The sequence below is a fragment of the Paenibacillus sp. FSL R5-0341 genome, from assembly GCF_037975235.1.
Taxonomy (GTDB): Bacteria; Bacillota; Bacilli; order Paenibacillales; family Paenibacillaceae; genus Paenibacillus; species Paenibacillus amylolyticus_A.
The window spans coordinates 5,197,247-5,223,144 of the sequence record NZ_CP150241.1 but is presented as its reverse complement, the minus strand read 5'-3'; the positions used below and the strand labels follow the sequence as shown (position 1 = coordinate 5,223,144).

The window sequence follows — 25,898 nt, the reverse complement described above, 5'->3', positions numbered from 1 at the left end:
CTTTTTGCCAAAACGTATCCTCAGGATGCGAAAGTGTAAGGGTCGGTCATCAGCCTTTTTTTGTTTTTTTTGCAGGTTGAATCAAAAATAGTTTGACAACGACCGTCTAACAGGATTATAGTCATTGTTGTTAATCGTAATAATTACTATTAAAGTCTGGATTACACAGACTGCACATATAAGGAGTCGAGATCTATGACACAAAAGCAAGTTCCGGTAACCGTACTGAGTGGTTACCTCGGTTCAGGGAAAACGACGGTTTTGAATCACGTGTTGAACAACAGACAAGGGCTTAAGGTTGCTGTGATCGTCAACGACATGAGTGAGGTCAACATTGATGCTGCGCTGGTCAAGGGGGAGGCAACCTTGTCTCGAACTGAAGAGAAGCTGGTGGAATTGTCCAATGGCTGTATCTGCTGCACCTTGCGAGATGATCTGATGCAGGAGATTGAGAAGCTGGTGAACGAAGGCAAGTATGATTATATTTTGATCGAGTCCACCGGGATCAGTGAACCTGTTCCCGTTGCACAGACCTTTACATACGCCGATGAGGAGTCGGGTATTGATTTGACTCGCCTGGCTCGATTGGATTGTCTGGTAACGGTGGTGGATGCTAATCGATTCTGGCATGATTTTGGATCAGGGCAGAGTCTTCTGGACCGTAACCAAGCGACCGGAGATGAGGACACCCGTGATGTCGTAGACTTGTTGATTGATCAGATCGAAACCTGTGATGTGCTGCTGCTGAACAAATGTGATCTGGTTGATGACACCGAGCTGAACAAGCTCGAAGGCATTATTCGCAAGCTACAGCCTAATGCCAAGATCATTCGGACTGAGAATGGACAGGTGAATCCGTCTGAGATTCTGAATACAGGCCGCTTTGATTTTGAGAAGGTGAGCATGTCCGCCGGATGGATTCAGGAATTGGAGAAGGAGTCGCATACACCGGAAACCGAGGAATATGGCATTGGTTCCTTTGTATATCGCCGCAGAAAGCCGTTCCATCCTTCCCGTCTGGCTGAATTCATGAGTTACTGGCCGGAAGAAGTGGTACGTGCCAAAGGTTTGGTATGGCTCGCGGCCGAAGGGGATGTTGCTGCAAGCCTCAGCCAGGCAGGGCCATCCATTCAGTTCGGTCCTGCGGGACATTGGGTCGCGGCGTTGCCGGAAGCGGACAAGGAAGAAATTTTGCGTAACGAGCCGGATGTTCTGGAGAAATGGGATGCCCAGTGGGGAGATCGTCAGACGGAGCTTGTCATGATCGGGATCGAAATGGAGCGTGCAAGCATTGAAGATGAGCTGGACCAGTGCCTGCTCAGTGATGAAGAAATGCTGGCCGACTGGGGCCATTTCGACAATCCACTGCCATGGCCTGTGGAAGCCGTATAACTCGGAAGATAATGTTCTAAATATAAATTCAATCGATAAGGAGCTGTCATTCATGGCTAAAAAATCAAAAGTGGTACGTGAGAAGCAACGTCAGGCAATCGTGGCAAAATATGCGGACCTGCGCCGGGAACTGAAGGAAAAAGGGGATTACGAAGCCTTGCAGAAATTGCCGAGGAATGCATCTCCGACTCGTTTGAAGAACCGTTGTGAGGTAACAGGTCGGCCGCGGGGTTATCTACGCAAGTTCAAGGTATCTCGAATTAAGTTCAGAGAACTGGCTCATCAAGGACAGATTCCTGGGGTAACGAAATCCAGCTGGTAAAATGATCAAGGGGTGTAGCTGACCACTTTTGCATGAGGAAGGGCACCACTTGTTGGAAGCTACATGCGGTGCGTAGAACAGGGCGTTTTTTTGCTGAAAGGATGTGCATCACCATGCTGGACTTGTTTACACTAAGAAGAATTCAGTCCGTAATGAACGGCTATATTCACGAGAAGGTACCTGTGCCACTGCGTACGATGGTGAAGTTGACATATGTGATGAATGACAATGAATTGATCCTGACTGAAGAAAGACCTGCGGAGGAGCGGTATCAATGGGACAAGATGCACATTGCCCGATTTTACTGGGAAGATAACCAGTGGAAGGTGTATGCCAGAGATGAACAGAGCAGCTGGAATCCGGTAGATGTAATTGCACCTTGTTCCGATTTTGAGGATGTACTCGAGCAGGTGGAACGGGATGAGGCTGGACTGTTCTGGCGTACGTGAGAGAGATCGGATAAGAGAATATTTCATTTGTTAAAATTAATGTTAATTCAGACAAATATGGCGTATATGCAACCGAGTTCGAGCTAGCGACATCAGTGGCTAGCATCGGGCTTTTTTTGTGTCCAAGAATCACTGAAGCAAAGAGAGATGCGATCTTTTGATCTTCCTTCCTTAACGGGCAAAAGAATAAATAAAATCTGTTTTACAATAAAAATTTATTGTAAAACAATAAATACTGTGATAAATTCATATCACTTAAAACAAGCGAGGTGCTTTTTGTGAAGCGAGGTACAACCATCTTTTTAAAATTGGCTGTGTTGCTTATTGGTGTTCCCATTCTTGCCTTATGTATATTCGGCATACCTTGGTTAGCGAACAACCCGGTGAATCCGAATTATGCAGGTGCACTATACCCCATAGTGATTATGATGTATGTGTCAGTTATTCCGTTTATCGTTGCACTGTACCAGGCATTCCGTCTGTTGAGCTACATCGACAAAAATGAAGCGTTCTCTCTAATATCAGTGAGATCCTTAAAAACAATAAAATATTGTGCTATTGTAATCAGTAGTCTCTATTTTGTGATGTTGCCATTTGTTTATGTTGTAGCAGAGAAAGATGATGCCCCGGGCCTCATCCTTATGGGAATGGTTCCTATTTTTGCTTCATTGGTTATTGCCGTATTTTCCGCGGTGCTCCAAAGATTGTTGCAGGAAGCGATTGATATTAAATCAGAAAATGACCTAGTGGTCTGAGGTGAATATATGGCCATTGTAATCAATATTGATGTGATGTTGGCAAAGCGGAAAATGACGGTCACCGAACTTGCTGAGAGAGTTGAGATCACGATCGCTAATATTTCCATATTAAAAACAGGAAAAGCGAAAGCGATCCGATTATCCACTCTGGATGCCATCTGTAAAGCACTGGATTGTCAGCCTGGAGATATATTAGAATATAAGGCTGATGAGGATGAAGAAACGAACGAGCATTTATGAAAAATGAACGAAGAAGACTCTGCATGTTATATGCAGAGTCTTCTTTTTGCGTCAGCATGATCACGAAATACGTACCGTACCTATAACGAATGATTGTGCATCATTCGAAATTGCATAGGCGTTACATTTTCCTGGGTTTTAAAACATCGGATGAAGTAGCTTGACTGTGAAAATCCCGTTTCCAGTGTAATTTGTTTAATAGAAAGGTTGGTTGTTGCGAGCAGCTGTTTCGCATGTAATAGCCTGGATTCCATCAGGAATTCCGGGAAGGAGATGCCAAACGTCTGACTGAACTTTCGGCTAAAGTATGTTGTACTGTATCCGGCAATCCCGGCAGCGTGGTCTAATGTAATGTGCTCGTTACTATGGGAACGAATATAATTCCCTGCTTCACGAATTCGCTCGGAAGTGTGATTTAAGGAAACATTGATTTGGCTCGCTGCGGATTGCAATCGGGTCAGAAGTTCATATAGAGTTGCTGCCGTACTGTGCTCGTCCTCCACTTGATAGCCTCTTCCTAGCTCCAGTAATTTGTCCATTAACGAGGTAACCACCGGGAAGTTGGAACATTGAAACAGCCAGGGCTCGTCAACGCCTTTTCCATTTAACAGTTCTTCGAGACGAACGCCGTAGAAGTGAATCCAACGAATACTCCAAGGATCATCCGAATCTGAATAGTACGTTTGTCTAAGACCGGGACCATAGAGGAATCCCTGCCCACGTGTTAACTCGTAACAAGCGGTTCCTGTGTCCAGGAATCCTTTACCTTCAAGTACAAGGTGCAGATTATAGCAATGATCCAAGTTGATATCTTTGGTTCGATATTCCCGATTCACATGATGTTTCGGAAAGTCACTGTACCCTCCAATAAAATCGGGAAAACATACATATCTGGGGAAAACCGGTTTGGGGAGAAAGATGTGTTCTTTCACGTGCATCCTCCATTTAAACGCAATATTTTTATGTAGTGAACTGAAATAGATTCAGCCCACTGTTATTTGAATATTCAGCAATGACAATATTTTATTATAAGTCGCATAATCTTGTCATTTATTATCTGTGAAGGTTCCAATAGAATGGAGGCAATATGGCAGGTTAAGGGGGCAATTAAAGGTGGCAAAATCAATCCAATTGGATGAATTAAAAATGGGGGTCTGTTATTACCCTGAGCACTGGTCGGAACAGTTGTGGGAGGACGATTTCCGTAGAATGAAAGAGATGAATATCACAGTTATTCGGATGGCTGAATTTGCATGGTCCATCTTTGAACCGGAAGAAGGTCAGTTTGATTTTAGTTTTTTCCAGAAGGCATTGGATCTGGCACATCAATACGGCTTGAGCGTTATTTTGGGAACACCGACTGCAACACCACCAGCGTGGTTAACCTCGAAATATCCTGAAGTCTTAAACGCGAATAAGGACGGGGTATTGTATCAACACGGCATGCGACGCCATACCAACTACAGCAGCCCAATCTACAGACAGCAATGTGAGAAAATTGTGCGCAATATGGTGATTACCTATAAAGATCATCCGGCGCTTATTGGATGGCAGATCGATAACGAATTCAATTGTCATATGGATGTTTTCTATGCTGAGGCTGACCATGTCGCCTTCCGTGAATGGCTTAAGAATCGTTACGAATCGTTGGAGAATCTGAACCAGGCATGGGGAACCGTTTTCTGGAGTCAGACCTATACTGACTGGGAGCAAGTTCACCTTACCCGAAATATGGTCAGCCAATCGCCAAATCCTCACCTGGCATTAGATGAAAAGAGATTCATCTCAGCTAATACCATTTCATTTGCCAAGCTCCAAGTGGATATCATTCGGGAACTGGACCCGGAACGTTGGATCACAACGAACGGTACGTTTGGACACTTGGATAATCATGAAATGACAGAGGAGCTATTGGATTTCTTCTCTTATGATTCGTATCCGCAGTTTGCTACGATCTTCCCAGGGACAGACGACAATTCATTGAAAGACCGGGCATGGAGCATGAAACTGTCCAACGTCCGCAACATGTCACCGAACTTTTGCGTCATGGAACAGCAGTCTGGACCAGGAGGCTGGGTCGATAGTATCGGCATGGGTACGCCAAGACCGGGACAGATCCGATTATGGTCATATCAATCCGTTCTTCATGGAACAGATTTGCTCGTATATTTCCGCTGGCGGACGGCAACGTTCGGAACCGAGATGTACTGGCATGGCATCAATGATTACCATAATCAGCCCAACAGAAGGGTACGCGAGGTTGCACAAGTGGGTGAAGAGTTTGCCAAGATCGGGCGCGTTATTGCGGGCACTACATATCAAGCTGATGTTGCGATCCTGCAGGACTACGATAATATCTGGGATGGTGAGTTGGACGAGTGGCACGGTCCGCTTCAGCAACAGAGCGTACGTTCCTGGTATAAGCAGCTTCAGTATCGTCATATTCCGACGGACATGGTTACACTGCAACCAACGACAACACTGGAGGAGCTATCCGAATATAAGGTGATCATCTATGCTCACCCGGCCATCATGACAGACGAGACAGCAGAACTTCTGCAAGCCTATGTCAGTCAAGGAGGCACTCTGTTTTTCGGTGCTCGCACCGGATATAAGGATCTTAAGGGGCATTGTTACATGAGACCGTTCCCTGGGGCTGTCGCTGAGTTGTGTGGTGTAACTGTAGAGGACTTTACCTTAATCAAAGGAACCGTTCCAGCAGCCAAACTGGAATGGAGTGGGGCGAGTGAGCGACTTCAGGAGGGAACGTCAACGGCCGGATTTAACGAAGTTCTTCACGTGGAGCATCCCGAGGTGCAGGTCATGGCCGAGTATGCATCTGAATACTATGCAGGTAGCCCTGCATTGACCAAACGTGCGGTAGGTCAGGGGCAGGTATGGTATTACGGAGCGGCTTACAATGAACCGGTCGTAGATGCTATTCTAGATGAAATAGGGCTATCGTCACCTGTGGATGACCTGGTTGAGGTACCGACTGAGGTTGAACTTGGTATCCGTTCTGGTGAGGACAAAGCTTATGTATTTTTACTCAACTACTCGGATCAACAAGTGGCTATCAAGCTTAAGAAAGAAGCAAAAGAGTTACTATCGGGTACAACAATGCAGAATGAAATCAACATGTCCGCGTATGGTGTATTCATCTTTGAGATCGATTTGCCGCAATAAGGAATCCATTCATCCATATCATGCGTTATATATAGAAAGAAACACCAAAAACGCCTTGCAGCCATTGCAAGGCGTTTTGTATATGCATGATGTGATGTTTAACATGCGTTTAGCATGGGCGGTCCTTTTTCTGTCATGGACTGTATTGTACATAATTATGCTTCGTACAAAATTTCACCTGTACGTGACACATCATATCCCTCGAATGATTGCAATTCCTGCCTGAACTCCGGCGATTGGAGAATTCGCAGGACCGATTCGATCCAGGCTTCATTACCTTGCTTCTTCAACATGACCAGATCATAGCGCTCCTGAGTGAGCGGGATAAAATCAACCTGTCCCACAAGTCGCGCAGCCTTCTCAATGCCAACTCCAACATCAGCTTCACCTGAACTGACTTTGGCAGCCACGCCCATGTGACTGGTTTCTTCCATTTCATATCCGATCAGACCTGTGGATGGAATTCCATGTAGCCGAAGTTGCTCATCCAGCAGTACTCTCGCGCCAGAACCTTTCTCCCGGTTAGCCAGACGAAGTTCAGGCTTGCTCAGGTCGGTCCAATTCTGCAAGTTCTGCGGGTTGCCACGCTGTACATACAGTCCGGCAGGACGTGACAGCAGGTTCACCACAACATAAGATCGTCCCGTCAGAATTTTACGAATATACGGCAGATTATATTCACCTGTATCTCCGTCTAGCAGATGGGTACTGACCAGATCAGACTCACCGCGATACATCGAGATAAGTCCATCCAGGCTGCCCATGAACGAACGTAGCGGGCGAATGTCCCGAGTATGTTTCTCCATGTGGCGCATCAGGATGTCCAGACTGACATCCTGACCTGTGATCACCAGATGCCGTGGCGTACCTGTCAGACCATGACCAGATATCGCTGGCGCAGAACCGGCGGAGTTTGCTGACGATATTGAAGCTCCCAGAGAATCACTAAGACCTAGCTGAGTCCCTGTTGCCGAGGTCTGATCTGGAGTCGGGATGCGTTGACCTGGGGATTGAAGTTGCTTGGAGCGACGTTTATATGCCTCCAGATCAGTTGCATCAATTCGCATTTGTTTACCCACACGGTATGCGACGAGGTCTCCCTTTTTGATTAGGTCATAGACCGTCAGTTTCGATATTTTGAGCAGCTTGGATATTTCTTCGGTTGTGTAGGATTGCTCCTCCGTCATAAGTGAAGATCCTCCTTCAAAGGTATAGAGCAACTATGCTTTTATCGTAATGGAATGTTTCTTGTACTATACCATTAATTGAGGGAAGCCATAAACGTGAGAATATGTAATAAATCTATAGGACAGGTATCAAAATTCAAATGTGATTGAAATCACCTTCCCATTTTCCTTGTCTTGTGTATAATTAGATATAATTAATTATATCTAGTTATAACTAAACATAACATTGGGGGAGAAGTGTATGAGAAAGAGAATCGGATATGTATTAGGAAGTATGTCACTGGGACTGGCTCTTGTATTGGCTGGTTGTGGCGCAAGCACGGGCACTACGGATACATCCACGGGTGCAGAACAAACAACTTCGACGCCAGCAGCATCAGGCGAAAGTTCATCAGCAGGCGTTACTGATCCGCAGGAAACGGTAGATCTGACGATCTCTGCGGCGGCCAGTCTTACGGATGCCATGAAGGAAATAGAAACGAATTTTGAAACAGCGAATCCCAATATAGAACTGAATTTCAACTTTGGCGCATCAGGTGCCCTGCAACAGCAGATTGAACAAGGTGCACCGGCTGATATCTTTGTATCGGCGGCAACGAAAAATATGAATGCGCTGGTGGACGAAAACCTGATTGCATCGGGCGATCAGAAGAATCTGCTACAGAATTCACTGGTGGCGATTGTGCCAGCAGATGGGACCAATACAGTGGCCAGTGAAACGGATCTCACCAGCGATTCCATCAAGACCGTAGCGATTGGAATTCCGGAAAGTGTGCCAGCGGGAACCTATGCCAAGGAAGCTCTGACCAATGCCAAGCTGTGGGATGAACTGGAAAGCAAGCTTGTGCAGGGTAAAGACGTTAGACAGGTTCTTCAATATGTAGAGACAGGTAATGCAGATGCAGGATTTGTATATAAAACGGATGCTCTTACCTCGGATCAGGTGAAAATTGCGTTTGAGGTGGACAAAAACAGCTACACACCTGCCAACTATCCGGTAGGCATTATCGAAGGAACGAAACATCGTACAGAGGCCGAACAATTCTATGCGTACTTGCAAACCCCTGAAGTGCTGGATATCTTTACGAAATACGGATTCTCTATTTCAGAATGAATGTGAACGTAATAGACTGGTCCGTGTTCTGGTCACCGGTGCGCCTGTCGCTTCAGGTTGCGTTGTTATCCAGCGTGGTTGCTACTGTGTTGGGAATCGTCGTAGCCTGGAAAATGTCGCGTACTTCATTTCGGGGAAAGATTCTATTGGAAACGGCATTTATGCTACCTTTAGTACTTCCCCCGACGGTGGTCGGATTTCTGTTACTTGTCATATTGGGACGTAAAAGTGTACTTGGACAATGGATTGAAGCGATATTCTCTGCGCCGGTTATATTCTCCTGGTGGGCAGCGGTGATTGCTTCGGTGGTGGTTGCTTTCCCGTTGGTGTATCAGACGATGAAATCGGGATTCAGCGGTGTGGATCGTGATCTGGAAGATGCGGGCCGTTCAATTGGGGCGAATGAGTGGCAGGTCTTTCGTTACATTTCCCTGCCGCTCGCAGGCAGAGCATTGATGACCGCCTTCATCCTGGGCTTTGCCCGGGCACTCGGCGAATTCGGAGCGACACTGATGATTGCAGGCAATATTCCGGGCAAAACGCAAACGGTACCCACGGCAATCTATGTCGCTGTGGATTCGGGCAATCAGACCATGGCTTGGGCATGGACTGTTTCCATTATTATCATCTCGTTTCTCATGTTACTGATGACCAGACAGCAGCGAGATGGAAAAAATGACTGATTTGATATGTGTTAATATTATATATAAAATAATGAAAAACCCGTTTTGAGGAAAGAACTTTTTTCCTTAATGCGGGTTTTTATTACCAATTTCATATGTACCAATATCAATACCCTGCCAAATTGGTCTTAATGGAAATGTAAAGCTGTTTTAACATAAAAAAATAAAAATATTTCCAAAATTTAATCGTTCAGCACTCGCTTTCAATGGGCTTGTTCCTGTAAGATAGAAGTAACTGATTCCAGCCAAGTACTGAAATAAGGAGAGACGACGATGAACACTAAACCTGATTGCGGCGTATCGTTGCAAATCGATGACTATCTGGATCTTTTGCATTTTGCCATCCAAATTCAAGATCAGGAATGGCAGCAATCCCTTATCCACCAACTCAAAATATTTCAGACGGCGACGGAGCAGCAGCGCACACCTGAAGAGGAATTATGGACACGGTTTGATTACATCAACAGCAAACTGACAGGTCTTTGCCACCAGATTCATGCCGCTCATTCCATGGATGAACGCAAGAAGTTTGAGGAACGGATCGGGCTCTTGCAATTACAGCGATTGGAAGTTGCACGTAAAATTAAATGGGCGAGTCGCAGATAGATGGTCGTGTAAAACATCAAGCGGTGTACCGCCAAAATAGTATAATTCAATGATATTCATACAGAAGAAGTCATCCACCAATTGGTTTGGGGATGGCTTTTTCGCGTACTACAGAGAAGTCCTATATCCTTATCAGGATGTCCTATTAGCTTAATTATTGCCCAGAAAATACCCAAAGCTGAAGCGAGAACTCGCGCCTTGCGTGTGCTTGAACAAGTCGGACTGTCTGCCAAAATTAATGAGTATCCGAGTATGTTGTCAGGTGGACAATAGCAACGGGTGGGGATTGCCAGAGCACTGGCATGGAATCCCGAAGTGATTTTGTTTGATGAACCGACCTCGGCGCTGGACCCGGAGCTTGTGGGGGAGGTATTGTCTGTCATCCGCTCCATTGCTCATGAAGGGATTACCATGATTGTGGTTACCCATGAAACGGGTTTTGCCCGTGAGGTGGCGAATCGAGTTGTTTTCATGGATGGAGGCTCTGTTGTGGAGGAAGGAACACCGGAAGAGGTATTTGTGCGTCCGAAACAGGAACGTACTCGCCAATTCCTCAGTCGATATTCTTCCGACTGGAGTTATGTCATCTGACGATATAGGCGCAAGCTGTAGTAACTGACGATCCCGGCCCGGCATATGCTGTAACAGGCAAATGCTGATAGGCCGGGTTTTTCTTTGGGTGAAGCAGGCCGTGACGGTAAGGAGGAGGACCATGCAGAGCAAAATCGATGAAATCATCACACATATTGCACACTCTCACCAGCAGATCGCACGTGTGCTGGATGCCAAACGCCAAGTCGCTGTGCGCATGTCTGAAATCATCAATCATTTGCCAGATATCGAACCGGAGTTGGATGGCGTTGACGGTCTGCTGGATAGCTCTGGGCAAATCAACAAAAGCATTATCTCTTACTTGGGAGGCCTTGCAGATCTGGAAGAGGCTGTAGCGGAAACGCTGACCCAAGTCATGCGGGAGATTGCGGTTCAAGAGGAAGAATAAGCCCGGAAGGCGGGTGAAAGAACATGAGTAGAGAACAGAGCCTCATTCTGATGCTGGACGCAGCAGCCAAGATGCAGTGGAACATTGCCCTGATCTTGGAGGCAAAAGCGATTGAGGCCGAGAAGGTACGGAACTGGACGCTGAATCATCTGAATGGGGATACCTTTCTGACGCATGGGGATCAGGTCGGAGAGCCACTCAAAATGCATGATCAGCTGGTGGAATTGCTGGAAGGATTGACCCGGATGGAAACCGGACTGTGCAACAATCTCAAAGCGGTGATGGTACAGAACGATAGCGAAGATGGCGGCGGTATGGACGGTGGCATGTTTGGCGGCATGGATCTGGGAGACATGGGAAAATGAGTCTGATGCGGCGTGAGCAGGAAGCGAAACTGGCTCTCATTGAATCTATTGCACACAGTCAGCAGGCGCTGGCGCGCATTCTGGACAGTGTAGCCAGCGTATCCGCTCATTCGGAAGTATCCGCCCGCAGTCTGGCCGAGAACATTCGTTTGTTGAGTCGTTATCAGGAAGAGATGTCTCGTATGGTTACGGGAATCAGGCTGGCTCGAATCCAGCATGGGGAGCCTGGCTTGCCCTGGCTCAAAGACCCCGGGTGTGTAATTCGTATCGTTCGGGACATACAGGAGGAATGTTGACATGTTAAAGAAGAAGAAAGTACGACTGAGAACCAAAAGAGCTTTGGTAACCCGTGGAGCCCGTCTGCGCAAAATCCGCAAACTGCGTGCGCTCAAAGCCAAGCGTGTGCTTCACAAACGCCCACTTAAAGGACGCAGTGCGTGGCTCAAAAAAAAGAAACGTACGGTACGGCGGCACCGGAGTCCGAAGCCCGTACAACCATTCGTCCCGGCTACCCCTACCGATCCGAACCCGGACAGTGCGTACAGCCAGGGATACAACGAGGCGTACAACGAGGGATTCAACGCGGGTTTCGCCAAGGGATTCGAGGACGGACATCAGCTGGCGTACAAAGCACAGTAACCGAGTAGACACGATTATTCCTGCATGGAATGATACTTGTATAACAGATGTAATAGCCCGGGGGGACAGATCCCTCCGGGTTATTTGCATAACCGCAAAAGCGGACATGCCCGTACAGGCGGATGTGGAGGGCAAGCGCCAATTTTGCGCCTTGCAGGACACCCGTCCATGATGCATCTGACCCCGAGGCATATCCTTTAGAGGGAAGACCAATCACGGGGAGAGTCTGGAAGTGAGATCTCCTGAAGGAAGACAGGGTGAAGAATGTGGCAAAACGAAGACACCGTCCGCTGACCGAAGCGGAGACGGCTTACCGCGGCGGATACGCAGAAGGCCGCAGATTTGGCGGCTGTCAGGCCATGATGGAGCGGGTCCAGGTGTTTCAACCGACCCTGCGGGACATGAAGGTGCTGTATATTCCACAAGGATTCGATGCCATCGATGAAGGTGTAACCTTGGCCCTGCAGCAGTCTGTACGTGAATGCGTTGTTGGATCGCCAGCAGCGATGTTGCAGGAAGCCAGCCACCATCGGCCCGATGTCGTGCTTGTCATGAATGGTCTACATGTGTTCCCCGCAGATCATCTGGAGCAGGTGAACGGCATACGTGCACTCGGTATTCGAACAGCTGTATGGTTTGTGGATGATCCGTATTTCACCGAAGATACAGCGACCCTCTGTCAGCACTATGATGTCGTGTTCACACATGAAGAGGCCGCGGTGCCCTTCTATCTGGGACATGGAGCGAGCCAGGTCATCTACATGCCGCTCGCGGTGAATCCAGGCATGTTTCAACCGCGGCGCACGGCACCGCAGCATCAGTACGACATTTGTTTTATCGGTACAGGGTTCTGGAATCGGATTAAGTTGTTTGATGAGCTGGCCCCTTTTCTCGCAGACAAAAAGGTGTTCATCGCGGGTAGTCAGTGGAACCGGCTGGCACGCTTTGATGTACTTGGCCGGTTCATCCACGAAGGGTGGATTGACCCCGGAGCGACCGTGGATTATTACAATGGTGCCAAGATTGTCATTAACATTCACCGGACTTGCGAGAACGGAGAAGACAATCGCAATACGCACCATCTGGAAGGCCGCTCCATTAATCCACGGACGTATGAGATCAGTGCCTGCGGCACGATGCAGATTACGGATACACGCGGAGATCTGCCCCGTTATTATCAGCCGGGCTATGACATCGAGACGTTCAGCAATGCGGCAGAGCTTCAGCACAAGATCCACTATTATCTGAAACATGAAGAAGAACGACAGGCGATGGCTTGGCGTGGACTTCTCACCACGATGAACCAGCACACGTTCACTCGACGCATCGCTCAGTTGCTGGAACATTTGTAATCCCAGTCCCCATCTGAAGTACAGCAGTAACGAGAACCCTATCCCAAAAATAAAGGAGTGGCGGTATGTCTCTCAAACACCGTAAAACCAAAAAGGTTCATGCACCCGTACTCAGCTTGGCAGATCAAGCACGTAAAAATGGGCAACATGCCGGATATGATGCGGGTAAGGAAGAAGGATATCTGCGTGGTCGCGCCAACTATATTGTGAATTGTGCACAGGAACCGTTGCCTTTCCGGCAGCTTCACGTGCTGTATGTATCTTCGGGTAAAGGCTTTCCATACTCTCCGCTGGATGAGGCGATTATGGCCACACTACAGGGCATGGTAGCTCAGGTAACCCTCTCTGATCCGCGTCAACCGGTTTCCGAGATTGCGCTGCAAACGCGTCCTGATCTGGTGCTTGTGCTGGATGGAATGGATATTCCCATCGAGCATATCGATGCAATTCGCCAAGCAGGCATTCAGACGGCGATCTGGCTCACGGATGATCCGTACTATACAGATATGACGCTGGAGATCGTGCATCATTATGACCATATCTTCACGCTGGAACTGAACTGTGTTGAACTGTACCGCCAAACCGGTTGTGCATCGGTTCATTACCTTCCTTTTGCCGCCTTCACCAATCATTACTTCCCAATTACAACGCCTTCCCCATTAAAAAGAGATGTCAGCTTTATCGGCTCCGCCTACTGGAACCGGGTATACTTCTTCAACCCGATCATGGCTCAGCTGATGTCACACAATACGGTATTTAACGGCATCTGGTGGGACCGCCTGCCTGACTACACTGCCTATGGCGAGAAGATTGAACTTGGCCGCTGGATGAGTCCGCAGGAGACCAACGATGTGTACAATGGCACCAAAATTGTCATCAACCTGCATCGGTCCCACGAAGATGACTCGGTCAATAACAATCACCTCAAAATCCCGCCGGCTTCACCGAACCCGAGAACGTTTGAAATTGCCGCATCCACAACGCTACAGCTGACCGATGCACGGGATGATATTGCCCGTTTCTACAAACCAGGTGTGGAGATTGAGACGTATTCCTCCCCGCAGGAGTTGCTCGACAAGGTGGAATATTACCTTACTCATGAGAAGGAACGTCGCGAGATCGCACTTCGAGGGCTCGAACGTACACTGAAAGACCACACGTACGGTAAAAGAATTAATGAAATGTTAACCATCATATTCCCTTAATTTTGGCCGGGAGGAGGTGTGCACAGTACCCTGTATCGGATGTCCGCATACAGGGTCCGTGCGGCCATGGCAATGAAACCAAAGCTGATGTTGTTTTCCCATGTGTGCAACACCCGCAGCATTACGGGCGCGGAGAAGCTGCTGCTTCATTTTATGAGGGAGATCGGTACGATCTTTGATTGTGTGCTCGTAGTTCCGCAGGAGGGGAAGCTTGCGGGGCTTGCACGAAGATTCGGCATTCAGGTCAAAATATGCAATCTGCCGATGCTTCACGGTGTGTACACACCTTACCGGGGCATTGCAGATGATGCGGAGCATCTTCGTCATACACCAGCGTATCAGGAGGCGGTCTCCCTGATTCGGGAAACCGCGCCTGATCTGGTGCTAACGAACACCTGCGTCAATGTAATGCCGGCTGTAGTGGCGAAATCGCTTCAGATTCCGGTCATCTGGAAGATCACCGAGATCATTCATTCCAATGAACATACAACCGAGGCGATCCAGATGATTGGCCGTTATGCAGATTGGATTATCGGTATATCCGAGACAGCGGTGGCCCCATTTCATGAAGCTGGCATGGGTGACAAACTGACCGTCATTTCGCCTACTTGGGAACCTGCACTACCCGCACCGGACCGCTGGGTTCATCTGCGTGAGCGCAAGCGCAAGGAACTCGGTTTCAAGTCATCACAGACCTGTATCGGTTATATTTCTTCCTTTATATATGATGCCAAAGGGTTGAAACCTTTTGTAGATATGGCCTTGAAGATCTGTGAAACGCATTCGCGCTGTCGTTTCTGGATCATCGGCGCACCATCGGATAAAAAGTATTACGACGAGTGTGTATCACGGGTGAAGAAATCCGGGTATTCGCGCCGATTTACCTTCACCACATTTGAAGAGAACGTATCTCTGGCGTATACCGCCATGGATATTGTAGTCATTCCGAGCATGGTCAAAGAAGGATTTGGTATGACCGCATTGGAGGGGCTCTACTTTGCCAAACCGGTCATTGCCTTCGCTCAGGGTGGACTGAAGGAATTGATGGAATCCGTAGGCAGTGATGCCTTTCTGGCCCCGCCGGGAGATACCGAAGCGCTGGTTACATTAGCGACAACCTTGCTGAATGATTCCGATCTGGCCTCGGATACGGGGTGGCGCAATCGGACAGAAGCGGAAAGGCTCTACGGGATTGAAACCTACCGAACGAAATTGCATACGATGGTGACACAGTGGTTGTTACGTTTTCCCGGATGGTTTACGTACATCCAGCCTCCGAATGGACCTGTGTACACATGGGGAGAGAGCGGATTACGCACAGTACTGGCTCTGGAACCTGCTACAGTGCGGGCACTCTTATTCCCACTGAGCGTTATCCAGGCGTTGCCGCTTTCCTCATTACCTCCGATTGCATTGGGTCACGATGCTCCGGGTGCAGCGGCTCGCTCCGTTGCAAAGCTCATTCAACAGGGTGGCAGAACGGGGAAACGTCGACGCAAATCACTTGCACCACATACTCGCCGAGACCGTGAGGGCTTGAAACAAGCTTCGGGTACTGGCAAACGTAAGGGGAAACCCCGTACAACGAAGGGACCGCGTCCGCATATGGGAAAATCGGCTAGTCGCAGACGTAAATCTGCCAAGGCGGGACGTAGTCGAGTGAGGCGCAAAGGTTCCAATACAAGATGAAGGCAGGGATTACGATGAAGATCATGACGGTGCTGGGTACGAGACCTGAGATCATTCGACTCAGCCTGATCATTTCCAAGCTGGACCAGTACGCGTCCAAACATATTCTGGTACACACGGGACAGAACTTCACGGAAAGTCTCAGCGGTCTCTTTTTCAAGGAAATGGGTCTGCGCGCACCGGATTACGTTCTCCAGGATGAAGCGGCCTCCCTGGGACGGCAGTTGTCCTCGATGTTTACGCAGATGGAAGATCTGATATTGCAGGAGAAACCCGATAAATTACTGCTGCTCGGTGATACCAATAGCGCATTGTGTGCTGTGCTGGCTGAGCGCATGGGGGTTCCTGTTATTCATATGGAAGCAGGCAATCGTTGCTTCGATCTGGATGTGCCTGAGGAGAAGAATCGCAGGGTTATTGATGCCATCTCCACCATTAATATGCCTTACACGGAACAGAGCAAGAAACATCTGGTTAGCGAAGGGGTACCGAGCAGAAGAATCGTGCTCACGGGCAATCCAATCTATGAAGTGATGCAGCACTATGACGCACAGGTAAACTCCAGCAAAATTCTCAAAAAGTTGAAGCTGAAGTCCGGGCAATATTTTTTGGTTACCGCTCATCGTGCCGAGAATGTCGATCATGCCCCTCATTTGCTGGAGATTATGAAAGGGCTGAATCAGGTTGCAGAGGAACACGGGTTGCGTGTGATCTGCAGCATTCATCCGCGTACAGCGATTCGGATTGCCGAGCATCTGCAGCTGGAGATGAACCCGCTGGTGGAGTTTCACGAGCCGTTTGGATTCTTCGACTTTGTGATGCTCGAACGTCATGCACGTTGTGCACTTACGGATAGCGGTACCGTGCAGGAGGAGTGCTGCATTATGGGTGTGCCGACCGTGACCATGCGTCGAACGACAGAGCGGCCGGAAACGGTGGATTGCGGAAGCAATGTGGTCTCCGGTCTGGATGCGGCACGCATCGCCGATTGTGTAAAAGTCATGACGCAGATGTCTACGGATTGGGACTGTCCGCAAGGCTACAAAGCAACAGATGTATCCAGTAAAGTGGTTAAATTTCTGCTTGGAGGGAAAATGCATGTTTGAAAATAAGCGTATACTCGTGACTGGCGGTACGGGATCATGGGGTTATGAACTTGTGGCTCAACTGCTGCCCCAGCAGCCTAAAGAAATTATTGTGTATTCCCGGAACGAGTCCAGCCAAGTGGCCATGAGTCGTGATTTTGAAGACCCGCGTCTTCATTTCCGGATTGGAGATATTCGTGACAAGGACGCCTTAACGGCTGCCTGCCAGCATGTGGACTATGTGTTTCATCTGGCTGCACTCAAGCATGTTCCGGTGTGTGAAGACCAGCCGTACGAAGCACTCAAAACCAATGTGATTGGTACACAGAATGTGATCGAGGCGGCTATTGAGAACAAGGTGGAAAAAGTCATCTATATCTCGACTGACAAGGCTGCCAACCCGTCCAACTTCTATGGCATGACAAAGGCCATCGGGGAGAAATTAATCGTATATGCCAACTTGTTGCACAGCGACACCAAGTTTGTTACGGTGCGGGGCGGGAATGTATTGGGAACAAACGGCAGTGTGGTGCATCTGTTCAAGAATCAGATTCGCCAGAAAGGGCAGGTCTCCATCACGGACATGAGCATGACTCGATTCTTTCTTACCCTCAAGGACGCGATCACGCTGCTGTTCAAAGCTTCCGTGGAGAGTATGGGCGGAGAGATTTTTGTCATGACGATGCCAACATGCAAAATCGTGGATCTAGCTGAAGTGTTGATTGAGGATTCCGGCGTGGAGAATGTGGCTATTGTGGAACGTGGTATTCGTCCAGGGGAGAAAATTCATGAAATACTGATGAGTGAATTCGAGAGCATGACTACTGTGGTCTACGATGAGCAATATCTGGTCATTCTCCCGACCCTCGGTATCCCGGGACTGCGTGAACATTACAACAATTGTCCTCCAGTTTCCTTCAACAGCTTCAGTTCCGAACATCAACTGATGACCAAAGAGGAGATTCGTGAAATTCTGAAACGCGGAGGATTTCTGTCATGAAACTGCTGATACTTGGTGGGAACGGAATGGCCGGCCATATTCTGGTCGACTATTTCCGCCGTCAAGGTGTACACAGCGTCTTCTACACAACTCGGGATGTCACGGACCCGAATGGTCTGCTCCTGGATGTGAACGACAGCTTCATGGTCGATCGACTGGTAGAAGCGGTGCACCCGGATGTGATTATTAATGCTGTAGGTGTGTTGAACAGCTTCGCAGATGAGGACAAAATCACCGCATATCATATTAATGGTTTCCTGCCGCATCGTCTGCGGCGGGTTGCGGATGAGATTGGTGCACGCCTGATTCATATCAGCACAGATTGTGTGTTCAGCGGGGACAGGGGAGCATACCGGGAAGATGATGTCACGGATGGGACTTCTGCTTACGCCATCACCAAAGCACTTGGTGAAGTTCAGGATGAAGGCCATCTGACGATTCGTACGTCGATCATTGGACCTGAGATTCGGCAGGGTGGCATTGGTCTGATGCAATGGTTTATGTCCAGCACAGGTGAAGTCGGCGGGTATACCCGCGTGTTCTGGAACGGGGTGACCACGCTTGAGCTGGCCAAATGGGTAGACCATTATCTGGCTTCATCCGTTAGTGGTCTCATCCATCTGGCTCATCCGGCTCCGGTCAGCAAGCATGACCTGCTTGTGCTGTTCAAGCAGACTTGGGATAAGCAGGATGTGACGATTGTGCGTGATGACAGCATGGTGCAGGACCGTACGCTGGTATCCACTCGTGAGGATGTGAAGACAGACCTGCCGGATTATTCTACAATGCTGAAGGAGCTGGCATTATGGATGGAGCAGAGCTGACAGGCAAGAAAGTACTGATCACAGGCGCCTCGGGATTTACCGGGCGACATGCGGTTTCTTATTTTCGGGAAGCAGGTGCAGTGGTTGCAGCGGTAGTCCGGAGACCGGATGTGTATTCATTCGGTAAAGGCGCCGAAGTCCATGTCTGTGATCTAAATGATAAACAGCAAGTACGTCACCTAATCGACGAGGTGCAGCCAGACTATGTACTGCATCTCGCCGGCAAAAATTCCGTGCCCGATTCGTGGGCAGATCCGCTACTGGTCCTGGAGACCAATGTAATGGCTGTGCTGTATTTACTGGATGCGCTTCGCAGTTGTCCGGCAGCACGAACCGTTATTGTGGGATCAAGGTTAAAATATACGCCGGAACCCGGCCGGATTCCCCAGCCTCCGCACCCGTACAGCCTTAGCAAAGCACTTGAAGAGATGGTGTCTTTGTCTTGGATGTCGCTCTTCGGACAGCAGATCATGCTGGCGGAGCCGGGCAATCTGATCGGTGCCGGTCCTTCGACAGGTATCTGTTCACTGCTTGCGCGCCATGTTGTTGCGTGTGAGCAGGCGGGCAAAACCGAGGCATTCCGTCTGTCCGGACGGGACAGCACCCGTGACTTTCTGGATGTGCGAGATGCGGTCAGAGCATATGCGACCCTCCTGGTACAGGGGGCTAGCGGTACGGTATATCCAGTGGTGTCCGGAGTCGAGCGTAGTCTAGGTGAAATTGCAGATCTGCTGTTGTCCATGACAGAAGCAGAAGTGCCTGTTCGCTGGGATGGCGCATCTTCCGGTCCGGATGGAGCGGGTAAACAGGAGGAATTATCCATGCTGCGCAAGCTTGGCTGGCAGCCGCTGATTCCATTTGCCACATCGCTACAGGATATTCTGAGTGATGTTCGTGCCCAGCAAGGGAGGACGACAAATTGAGTCCAAGAGTGTCCATTGTCATTCCTTTCTATAACTGCCCTTACGTGCCACAGGCAATTCAGAGTGCGCTGAACCAGACGTATCATGATGTGGAGATCATTGTTGTGAACGATGGCTCTACCCGGCATGCGGAGCTGCTTCAGCCTTATCTTCCGTATATAAATGTACTTGGCAAAAGCAATGGTGGTACCGCTTCGGCACTTAATCATGGCATCCGCCATGCCTCAGGTGAATATGTGGTTTGGCTTAGTTCGGATGATTGTCTGTACCCTGATAAAATTCGGCATCAGCTTGCGTTTATGCAACGCGAGAATGTGCTTGTCTCGCATACAAACTTTCATTATATTAATGAACATTCTGCCGCGACCAAGCTGAACGCAGGACCTGCACCGATGGCTGATCTGGATTGGTTGCGATTGTTCGTTAATGGCAATCCGGTGAATGGCTGTACCGTCATGATTCGCAAGGATCTGTTCAGTGGGGTGGGGTTGTTTGATGAGTTGTTGCCTTATACGCATGATTTGGATCTCTGGCTGCGTATTCTTCTGAACGGTCATCGTTTTCCATATCTGAACGAGCCACATACCGCATATCGTTGGCATGGAGGAATGGGATCGGTTCGTCATGCGGATGTCATCGGCAGAGAGGCATCCATGGTATGGTCCAGATATCGCGAACCGTTATTGCAGCGTATAGCGGCGCTTGGCGGGTAGCGTAGGGAGGGCGGTTATGAAGGTCACAAGGTGGCTGATTAACGCCCTCTTTGCGTAGCAATTTTGCCAAAGATAGTGAAGGTGAGAAAGTCGATTAATGATTGAAATGTGCTTCCGCAGCACCGCAGCTGCCTGATACCGATCGTATTGATCTTCATATAATAGAAGAAAGCAATCGCTACACAGAGACAAGCGGAGGAAGGGGAAGCCCGAATGGAGCCGAAAGTATCAATCGTCATTCCTTTCTACAATTGTGCTTATATCGAGCAGGCTGTTCACAGCGCCATTCACCAGACGTATCCGCATATTGAAGTGATCGTGGTGGATGATGGGTCAACCGAGCACGTGGAGCGGCTACATCCATTCATGGATTCTATCCACTATATTCGCAAAGAAAACGGTGGAACCGCGACAGCATTGAATGAGGGCATCAAACATGCGACAGGGGAATATTTTGTCTGGCTCAGTTCAGATGATGTAATGCTGCTGGACCGGGTGGAGAAACAACTGAAGTTTATGCGAGAGGTCAAGGCTTCATTCTGTCATGGTGCCTACCATTATGTGAATGAGAAGAGTGAATGGCTGGATACGGTGCAGCCGGAAGTGGGTAGTCGTCTGGAGATGTTGCAGGTACTGCTCGAAGGTTGTCCGATCAACGGCTGTACCGTCATGCTAGAGATGGAGGCATTTGAGCGGTTCGGCTTGTTCGACACTGATTTTCGCTATACCCATGACTATGAGATGTGGATGAGACTGTTTCCGATGTATGAGCTGTTCTATTACAATGAACCTCTGATGTGCTACCGATTGCATGAGTCCATGGGAACCAAACGTCACTTCAAGGCACTGGTTGCCGAGATGGAACGGGTTCAGGATAAGCATCGACCTACGCTGCTCAATCTGCTACATGTTGGTGGGTACTGGAAATAGATCGATTTGGCGAAGAGGGCTGAATGAAATAGGTGTTAAATATTAAGAGAGTACAGTCTACAGCATTAATTTGCTATAGATGGGATGCTCTCTTTTTTTCATTTCACCGACGCATGCTAAAGGGCAGGCGAAAAGTTCAACAATCTGAATATGTATTCCAGGTTGGCAACAGATGAATAAGATCTGGATTTCCCATGGCTTCAAGCGCTAACGAATCTGCCACGTCTTATTGGGGCAATTACCATGAAAAATAAATTCTAACGAATCTCTATCACGTTATTTCTTCCGAAAATGGCTTCCGAATCTGAAAATCGACCACATTAGACGAAATAACGTCTCTGTGATTCGTTACATTTCAGACTTGTGTAAAAGGAAACAAATAGCGTGTGTTGGATTCGTTAGAACACAGTAAAACGAACACGGGGTGTCCTCTGTCATTCGTATGACAAATGGGACACCCCGTGTTTCATATTCAAGCATGTTACATGAATATGGCTTGTATTGAAGCCTCAGTCCTTTGAATTCATGATCGCCATCGATGCCGGATCGGGAAATACATATCCTTTAGGCAGCTTCTTCATCAATTCATTCATTGCAGCGTAATCCACGTCGATGTGAGGTGTGGAAACCGGGGTCGAGAACCAGCGATTGTACAAATCACTAGGTACAAGTAACGTCATATCGTGAGTCCTCCTCTGTAAATGGCTTCTTGATAGACTTGTAATGTACGAAGTCCCATCTCTTCCAGTGAGCGGTTTTCTTCGGCCCAGGCTTTGGCCGCAGCACCTACTTTTTTACGGGTAACGTCATCCTCCAGAAGTGCATGCAACAATTCGCGGAGCGAATCGACATCCTGCGGAGGCACGACCCACCCCGTGCGTCCAGGGTCAACCATTTCAGGCATGCCGGCCGTACCACTGACAATAACGGGTACACCCGCCAGTTGCGCTTCCGTAACGGAGAACGGCTGGGTGTCCTGCAGGCTGGGTTGGACATAAATGTCGGCATGGCGCAGGAAGGAAGGAATATTGTCCAGCTTGCCCCAAAACACAACATCTGCTCCAATGCCAGCCGCCGTGACCTGTGCCCGCAATTCATCGATCAGGTTGCCTTCTCCTGCGATCCAGCAGACCCAATCGGAACGTTTATTTTTCAGACTGGCTAAAGCCTTGATCAACACATGAACGCCCTTGATGTATTCAAGCCTTCCGGTAAAGGCAATGACTTTTTTGCCTGCAGGTGGCCGCTGACGGAACTTCGTAGCTGCTAATGAACGGTAGGCTGACAGGTCCACGGCGTAGGGGATTATCCGAAACTTTGATTCGGGAACCGCAAGCTCTGTAAGCGTGCTCTTGATCCAGTGACTGGACACCAGAATGAGCTCAGACTGTGCCGCACTCCGTTCTTCCAATGAGAGAAAATAACGTCCGCGTTTCGATTGCAAATAGGATGATAGGGTAAGCTGCGGGTTGGAATTTTGAGCATCGTAGAAGGCTTCGCGTGCAAGAGCTCCATGATAGCTGGTAACGAGTGGAACATTACGGTTCAAAATGCGTTTTATCGCTACGGCGGCTACCGGATCTTGCGCATGGATGACGTCATAATGGTCCACTCCCAGATAAGCGGCAGCCATCTCGAAGGCATATCTATTCAATTCATAATAAGCAAGAAGAGAGTCGGCTGTGAATTGTGGCAGATCGGTTGGGTTGAGCTTGGCTTGCAGCATGGGCCACACTTTATCCTTGGAGAAAGCACGATTCAGATTACGAATATATATTTCGTTATTGGCACCATTCGTGCCCATGATATCAACCTCTACACCAAGCGCCATCAGCCTGTCGGCCAATTGTTTAACATATGTCCAGATCCCACCCATATGTGTAAGCTCCCAATACGTAACGAGCAGAACTCTCATAGCTACCTCCTTGTCACGGCCTGCACCGGCCGAGCTTCTATCCTTTTATTCTATGAAAAAAGAGGACCGGAAGGTCGGGCATTTCCGTGTAAATGTTCGAAAATGGGTGAATGCAAATGGCAATGGACGAGAGGGAGCATATCCTATGAACAGGAAGGTTCATGCTCCGAAGGAGGGTTCTACAGTGGCGGTATATTTACTTGAGATTCATGAGAATCTGCTACAGACATTTGTTCCCGTCAAGTACATGGATGTGGAGTTGGCCTATGTCGGCGGCGAAGAAGGGACGGATGTATTTGTTGGTGGAGCCAGTAGGCATGGAGAACTGTACCGGCATCTTTTTCATCTCGGGCCCAGTTCAGGGGGAGCGGGCGGTAATCAGGTCATTCATAATTTGGATGTGTCATCCGAGCCTTATGAAATGAGGATCATCAGCAACAGTTCTTCACCGAATCATCTGGTGATTCGGATGTATTGCAGGAATATTCACGGTCAGACATTGGGCATACTGTCAGAATATCAGATGATGAAGCTCGCAGATTGATATGGACATAATTAAATAGGCATGATCAGCCAACGTGTGGAGCAGGGAAGAGCCTGTTCCATTTTTTTGTGGTGCATCCATAGTGGAATTGTCTCTAAAAAATAGCTTGACAGCAAAGGTATTTTCATTAAAATTAGATCAGTATTAAACAAAAGTTTAAAACGACGGTTTAAAACGATAGTTTGAAATTAGTCGTAAATATAGGCTGAGTGAGACGCAGGGATAAACCTGTGATCCGCTAGCCGGAAAAGAGTGTGGAGAACGTGAAAGAACAAACAGCAGTTCCCCAGGAGCCGGCAGAGTTTTCAATCAAAACAATTATACTGCCACTCCTGGCTATTATCGTCGGAATGATTATGGTTATTCTGGACAGCACGGTCGTGAACGTGGCCATTCCGAATCTTGTTCAATATTTCGAAACGGACCTTAAGACCATCCAATGGACGGTTACGGGTTACACCCTGGCATTGTCTGCGGTTATTCCGCTTGCAGGTTGGTTAACTGACCGTTTTGGTGCCAAAAGAGTATTTCTGTTCACGATTGCCATGTTCACTTTGGGTTCTGTATTATGCTCGATTGCCCAATCGCCTGAGCAATTAATCATTTACCGTGTCATTCAGGGTCTCGGTGGAGGCATGGTTGCTCCAATTGGTATGGCGATGGTCTTTCGTCTGGCTCCTCCTGAGCGAAGAGGCTCCATCATGGGGATGCTAGGAATTCCCATGCTGCTTGCCCCTGCATTGGGTCCGGTGTTGTCCGGGTGGTTTATTGAATCACTGAGCTGGCACTGGATCTTCCTGATTAACTTGCCAATCGGTATTGCGGCTTTCATTCTATGTATCAAGTTCTTGCCTGATACGGATCGTGGACGCACGCCTGCACTGGATCTGCTCGGCATGATTCTGGCGCCAATTGCGTTCTCGATGCTTGCTTACGGTGTGAGTGAGGGTGGAACGAGCTGGACATCTGCAACAACACTTACGGGTGTCATTGTGGGTGGCGTAGCGCTCATTTTGTTCATTATTGTAGAACTACGTCATCAAAATCCATTGCTCGAACTTCGGGTATTCAAATCATCTGACTTCTCACGGGGGATTGTTCTCGCATGGGTGTCCCAAGTGGCGCTGTTCGGTGCGATGATCCTGATCCCGTTATATTTGCAGCAGATCAAAGGGTACACTGCACTGGAAACAGGATTGATTCTGCTTCCACAGGCTTTGGCTTCCGGTGTGGGTATGCCGCTCGGCGGTCGATTGTTTGATAAAATTGGTGCGAGACCTCTGGCCTTCGTGGGTCTGGGAATTATCTCGGGAGCATTGTTTATTCTGTCCTCCATCACGGCAGAGACAGGTCTTGGTCTGATTATAACGGCGCTGGTCATGATGGGTCTGGGTATGGGCTTGTCCATGATGCCGCTCAATACGCATGTATTGAATGCTGCACCGCGCAAGTTGGTTGGACGGGTTACACCGCTTACGGCTGCTGCACAGCAAGTGGTCGTGTCTTTCGCGGTTGCCGGACTTACGGGCTTCCTTACTTCAAGAATTGCAGATAATACAACGAGTGCAGAGCCGACCGCTATCGTTCATGGTTTGGTGGGTGGTTTCAATGATACGTTCTTCCTGGCCGCTTGTATTGCATTGTTCGGATGTTTGCTCAGTTTGATCCTGCGCAAACCAAAACCAATGCCGGAAGAAGACCTTCAAAATGGCGACAAGCCTGATCCTGCAATGATGATGGGACACTAAGACTCCCTAAGAACCATACTAAGGCAGTT

At 48.6% G+C, this 25,898-nt stretch carries 28 protein-coding genes and 1 pseudogene; 25 read left to right on the top strand and 4 right to left on the bottom strand.

What is annotated here, in order from left to right:
• Window positions 1–195: 195 nt before the first annotated feature.
• The 5 genes from MKX75_RS23440 (at window position 196) to MKX75_RS23420 (ending at window position 3,161) form a co-directional block, all read left to right on the top strand.
• Complete coding sequence (locus MKX75_RS23440) at window positions 196–1,392, top strand: GTP-binding protein (protein WP_339167042.1); 1,197 nt, start codon at window positions 196–198, stop codon at window positions 1,390–1,392.
• 52 nt (window positions 1,393–1,444) lie between these two features.
• Entirely contained in the window at window positions 1,445–1,714 is a 270-nt protein-coding gene (rpsN, locus tag MKX75_RS23435) for a 30S ribosomal protein S14 (protein ID WP_036605831.1), read from the top strand.
• A gap of 113 nt (window positions 1,715–1,827) precedes the next feature.
• Complete coding sequence (locus MKX75_RS23430; RefSeq protein WP_339167040.1) at window positions 1,828–2,163, top strand: DUF3024 domain-containing protein; 336 nt, start codon at window positions 1,828–1,830, stop codon at window positions 2,161–2,163.
• Between the two features lie 278 nt (window positions 2,164–2,441).
• A complete protein-coding gene (locus MKX75_RS23425) occupies window positions 2,442–2,918 on the top strand; it encodes a DUF2975 domain-containing protein (protein ID WP_145151513.1) in 477 nt (158 codons plus the stop codon).
• Window positions 2,919–2,927: 9 nt separating this feature from the next.
• A complete protein-coding gene (locus tag MKX75_RS23420) occupies window positions 2,928–3,161 on the top strand; it encodes a helix-turn-helix transcriptional regulator (protein ID WP_076333123.1) in 234 nt (77 codons plus the stop codon).
• An 80-nt stretch (window positions 3,162–3,241) separates the two neighbouring features.
• On the opposite strand, the gene MKX75_RS23415 is transcribed toward MKX75_RS23420, so the two are convergent.
• Window positions 3,242–4,099 carry an AraC family transcriptional regulator gene (locus tag MKX75_RS23415; RefSeq protein ID WP_339167036.1) on the bottom strand — a complete coding sequence of 286 codons (858 nt, stop codon included), beginning with the start codon at window positions 4,097–4,099 and terminating at the stop codon, window positions 3,242–3,244.
• Window positions 4,100–4,274: 175 nt separating this feature from the next.
• On the opposite strand from MKX75_RS23415, the gene MKX75_RS23410 reads away from it, so the two are divergent.
• Window positions 4,275–6,347 carry a beta-galactosidase gene (locus MKX75_RS23410; protein WP_339167034.1) on the top strand — a complete coding sequence of 691 codons (2,073 nt, stop codon included), beginning with the start codon at window positions 4,275–4,277 and terminating at the stop codon, window positions 6,345–6,347.
• Window positions 6,348–6,502: 155 nt separating this feature from the next.
• On the opposite strand, the gene MKX75_RS23405 is transcribed toward MKX75_RS23410, so the two are convergent.
• The gene (locus MKX75_RS23405) at window positions 6,503–7,534 is read right to left on the bottom strand and encodes a helix-turn-helix transcriptional regulator (RefSeq protein WP_339167032.1); all 1,032 of its coding nucleotides are present in this window, start codon (window positions 7,532–7,534) and stop codon (window positions 6,503–6,505) included.
• A gap of 241 nt (window positions 7,535–7,775) precedes the next feature.
• On the opposite strand from MKX75_RS23405, the gene modA reads away from it, so the two are divergent.
• From modA to MKX75_RS23320, 17 genes and pseudogenes are all read left to right on the top strand, one after another.
• On the top strand, window positions 7,776–8,648 hold the full coding sequence (gene modA / locus MKX75_RS23400; RefSeq protein ID WP_339167031.1) for a molybdate ABC transporter substrate-binding protein: 873 nt from the start codon (window positions 7,776–7,778) through the stop codon (window positions 8,646–8,648).
• Window positions 8,645–9,331: a molybdate ABC transporter permease subunit gene (modB, locus tag MKX75_RS23395; RefSeq protein ID WP_339167029.1), complete on the top strand. Its 687-nt coding sequence runs from the start codon at window positions 8,645–8,647 to the stop codon at window positions 9,329–9,331. The genes modA and modB overlap by 4 nt, the downstream gene beginning before the upstream one ends.
• A gap of 273 nt (window positions 9,332–9,604) precedes the next feature.
• Window positions 9,605–9,937, top strand: a complete 333-nt coding sequence (locus MKX75_RS23390; protein ID WP_264934204.1) for a hypothetical protein — start codon at window positions 9,605–9,607, stop codon at window positions 9,935–9,937.
• 150 nt (window positions 9,938–10,087) lie between these two features.
• Window positions 10,088–10,528 (top strand): annotated as a pseudogene (locus MKX75_RS23385) (ATP-binding cassette domain-containing protein); the annotation flags it as partial.
• A gap of 121 nt (window positions 10,529–10,649) precedes the next feature.
• Window positions 10,650–10,937 (top strand): hypothetical protein, encoded by a 288-nt coding sequence (locus MKX75_RS23380; RefSeq protein ID WP_017692509.1) that lies wholly within the window; start codon window positions 10,650–10,652, stop codon window positions 10,935–10,937.
• 23 nt (window positions 10,938–10,960) lie between these two features.
• Complete coding sequence (locus MKX75_RS23375) at window positions 10,961–11,302, top strand: hypothetical protein (protein ID WP_017692510.1); 342 nt, start codon at window positions 10,961–10,963, stop codon at window positions 11,300–11,302.
• Window positions 11,299–11,598: a hypothetical protein gene (locus MKX75_RS23370; protein WP_076333119.1), complete on the top strand. Its 300-nt coding sequence runs from the start codon at window positions 11,299–11,301 to the stop codon at window positions 11,596–11,598. Before MKX75_RS23375 ends, MKX75_RS23370 begins: the two co-directional genes overlap by 4 nt.
• Window position 11,599: 1 nt before the next feature.
• Window positions 11,600–11,941, top strand: a complete 342-nt coding sequence (locus tag MKX75_RS23365; RefSeq protein WP_062837870.1) for a hypothetical protein — start codon at window positions 11,600–11,602, stop codon at window positions 11,939–11,941.
• Between the two features lie 257 nt (window positions 11,942–12,198).
• Window positions 12,199–13,293, top strand: a complete 1,095-nt coding sequence (locus MKX75_RS23360) for a glycosyltransferase (protein ID WP_062837869.1) — start codon at window positions 12,199–12,201, stop codon at window positions 13,291–13,293.
• Window positions 13,294–13,358: 65 nt separating this feature from the next.
• On the top strand, window positions 13,359–14,498 hold the full coding sequence (locus tag MKX75_RS23355) for a glycosyltransferase (RefSeq protein ID WP_062837868.1): 1,140 nt from the start codon (window positions 13,359–13,361) through the stop codon (window positions 14,496–14,498).
• Window positions 14,499–14,537: 39 nt separating this feature from the next.
• Entirely contained in the window at window positions 14,538–16,187 is a 1,650-nt protein-coding gene (locus MKX75_RS23350) for a glycosyltransferase family 4 protein (RefSeq protein WP_339167024.1), read from the top strand.
• 14 nt (window positions 16,188–16,201) lie between these two features.
• Window positions 16,202–17,293 carry a UDP-N-acetylglucosamine 2-epimerase (non-hydrolyzing) gene (gene wecB / locus MKX75_RS23345; protein ID WP_062838047.1) on the top strand — a complete coding sequence of 364 codons (1,092 nt, stop codon included), beginning with the start codon at window positions 16,202–16,204 and terminating at the stop codon, window positions 17,291–17,293.
• Window positions 17,286–18,272: a polysaccharide biosynthesis protein gene (locus MKX75_RS23340; protein ID WP_062837867.1), complete on the top strand. Its 987-nt coding sequence runs from the start codon at window positions 17,286–17,288 to the stop codon at window positions 18,270–18,272. Before wecB ends, MKX75_RS23340 begins: the two co-directional genes overlap by 8 nt.
• The gene (locus MKX75_RS23335) at window positions 18,269–19,096 is read left to right on the top strand and encodes an SDR family oxidoreductase (protein WP_062837866.1); all 828 of its coding nucleotides are present in this window, start codon (window positions 18,269–18,271) and stop codon (window positions 19,094–19,096) included. The genes MKX75_RS23340 and MKX75_RS23335 overlap by 4 nt, the downstream gene beginning before the upstream one ends.
• Entirely contained in the window at window positions 19,078–20,019 is a 942-nt protein-coding gene (locus tag MKX75_RS23330) for an NAD-dependent epimerase/dehydratase family protein (protein WP_339167023.1), read from the top strand. Before MKX75_RS23335 ends, MKX75_RS23330 begins: the two co-directional genes overlap by 19 nt.
• Window positions 20,016–20,732: a glycosyltransferase gene (locus tag MKX75_RS23325; protein WP_339167022.1), complete on the top strand. Its 717-nt coding sequence runs from the start codon at window positions 20,016–20,018 to the stop codon at window positions 20,730–20,732. The genes MKX75_RS23330 and MKX75_RS23325 overlap by 4 nt, the downstream gene beginning before the upstream one ends.
• 213 nt (window positions 20,733–20,945) lie before the next feature.
• On the top strand, window positions 20,946–21,662 hold the full coding sequence (locus MKX75_RS23320; RefSeq protein WP_145151490.1) for a glycosyltransferase: 717 nt from the start codon (window positions 20,946–20,948) through the stop codon (window positions 21,660–21,662).
• Between the two features lie 509 nt (window positions 21,663–22,171).
• Here MKX75_RS23320 and MKX75_RS23315 read toward each other — a convergent pair.
• Together MKX75_RS23315 and MKX75_RS23310 are read right to left on the bottom strand one after the other, a co-directional pair.
• Window positions 22,172–22,342 carry a hypothetical protein gene (locus MKX75_RS23315; RefSeq protein ID WP_167350959.1) on the bottom strand — a complete coding sequence of 57 codons (171 nt, stop codon included), beginning with the start codon at window positions 22,340–22,342 and terminating at the stop codon, window positions 22,172–22,174.
• Window positions 22,339–23,577, bottom strand: a complete 1,239-nt coding sequence (locus MKX75_RS23310) for a glycosyltransferase family 4 protein (RefSeq protein WP_339167020.1) — start codon at window positions 23,575–23,577, stop codon at window positions 22,339–22,341. Before MKX75_RS23310 ends, MKX75_RS23315 begins: the two co-directional genes overlap by 4 nt.
• A gap of 184 nt (window positions 23,578–23,761) precedes the next feature.
• Here MKX75_RS23310 and MKX75_RS23305 point away from each other — a divergent pair, with 184 nt between their 5' ends.
• Window positions 23,762–24,121 (top strand): hypothetical protein, encoded by a 360-nt coding sequence (locus MKX75_RS23305; RefSeq protein ID WP_339167018.1) that lies wholly within the window; start codon window positions 23,762–23,764, stop codon window positions 24,119–24,121.
• Window positions 24,122–24,384: 263 nt separating this feature from the next.
• The gene (locus MKX75_RS23300) at window positions 24,385–25,869 is read left to right on the top strand and encodes a DHA2 family efflux MFS transporter permease subunit (protein ID WP_062837860.1); all 1,485 of its coding nucleotides are present in this window, start codon (window positions 24,385–24,387) and stop codon (window positions 25,867–25,869) included.
• Window positions 25,870–25,898: the final 29 nt, after the last annotated feature.

What these genes read in the sequence shown, in the direction of transcription:
- MKX75_RS23440 (WP_339167042.1), top strand. Translation starts at nt 196, where the DNA reads ATGACACAAAAGCAAGTTCCGGTAACCGTACTGAGTGGTTACCTCGGT.
- rpsN (WP_036605831.1), top strand. Translation starts at nt 1,445, where the DNA reads ATGGCTAAAAAATCAAAAGTGGTACGTGAGAAGCAACGTCAGGCAATC.
- MKX75_RS23430 (WP_339167040.1), top strand. Translation starts at nt 1,828, where the DNA reads ATGCTGGACTTGTTTACACTAAGAAGAATTCAGTCCGTAATGAACGGC.
- MKX75_RS23420 (WP_076333123.1), top strand. Translation starts at nt 2,928, where the DNA reads ATGGCCATTGTAATCAATATTGATGTGATGTTGGCAAAGCGGAAAATG.
- MKX75_RS23415 (WP_339167036.1), bottom strand. Translation starts at nt 4,099, where the DNA reads ATGCACGTGAAAGAACACATCTTTCTCCCCAAACCGGTTTTCCCCAGA.
- MKX75_RS23405 (WP_339167032.1), bottom strand. Translation starts at nt 7,534, where the DNA reads ATGACGGAGGAGCAATCCTACACAACCGAAGAAATATCCAAGCTGCTC.
- modA (WP_339167031.1), top strand. Translation starts at nt 7,776, where the DNA reads ATGAGAAAGAGAATCGGATATGTATTAGGAAGTATGTCACTGGGACTG.
- modB (WP_339167029.1), top strand. Translation starts at nt 8,645, where the DNA reads ATGAATGTGAACGTAATAGACTGGTCCGTGTTCTGGTCACCGGTGCGC.
- MKX75_RS23390 (WP_264934204.1), top strand. Translation starts at nt 9,605, where the DNA reads ATGAACACTAAACCTGATTGCGGCGTATCGTTGCAAATCGATGACTAT.
- MKX75_RS23380 (WP_017692509.1), top strand. Translation starts at nt 10,650, where the DNA reads ATGCAGAGCAAAATCGATGAAATCATCACACATATTGCACACTCTCAC.
- MKX75_RS23375 (WP_017692510.1), top strand. Translation starts at nt 10,961, where the DNA reads ATGAGTAGAGAACAGAGCCTCATTCTGATGCTGGACGCAGCAGCCAAG.
- MKX75_RS23370 (WP_076333119.1), top strand. Translation starts at nt 11,299, where the DNA reads ATGAGTCTGATGCGGCGTGAGCAGGAAGCGAAACTGGCTCTCATTGAA.
- MKX75_RS23365 (WP_062837870.1), top strand. Translation starts at nt 11,600, where the DNA reads ATGTTAAAGAAGAAGAAAGTACGACTGAGAACCAAAAGAGCTTTGGTA.
- MKX75_RS23355 (WP_062837868.1), top strand. Translation starts at nt 13,359, where the DNA reads ATGTCTCTCAAACACCGTAAAACCAAAAAGGTTCATGCACCCGTACTC.
- MKX75_RS23350 (WP_339167024.1), top strand. Translation starts at nt 14,538, where the DNA reads ATGTCCGCATACAGGGTCCGTGCGGCCATGGCAATGAAACCAAAGCTG.
- wecB (WP_062838047.1), top strand. Translation starts at nt 16,202, where the DNA reads ATGAAGATCATGACGGTGCTGGGTACGAGACCTGAGATCATTCGACTC.
- MKX75_RS23340 (WP_062837867.1), top strand. Translation starts at nt 17,286, where the DNA reads ATGTTTGAAAATAAGCGTATACTCGTGACTGGCGGTACGGGATCATGG.
- MKX75_RS23335 (WP_062837866.1), top strand. Translation starts at nt 18,269, where the DNA reads ATGAAACTGCTGATACTTGGTGGGAACGGAATGGCCGGCCATATTCTG.
- MKX75_RS23330 (WP_339167023.1), top strand. Translation starts at nt 19,078, where the DNA reads ATGGATGGAGCAGAGCTGACAGGCAAGAAAGTACTGATCACAGGCGCC.
- MKX75_RS23320 (WP_145151490.1), top strand. Translation starts at nt 20,946, where the DNA reads ATGGAGCCGAAAGTATCAATCGTCATTCCTTTCTACAATTGTGCTTAT.
- MKX75_RS23315 (WP_167350959.1), bottom strand. Translation starts at nt 22,342, where the DNA reads ATGACGTTACTTGTACCTAGTGATTTGTACAATCGCTGGTTCTCGACC.
- MKX75_RS23310 (WP_339167020.1), bottom strand. Translation starts at nt 23,577, where the DNA reads ATGAGAGTTCTGCTCGTTACGTATTGGGAGCTTACACATATGGGTGGG.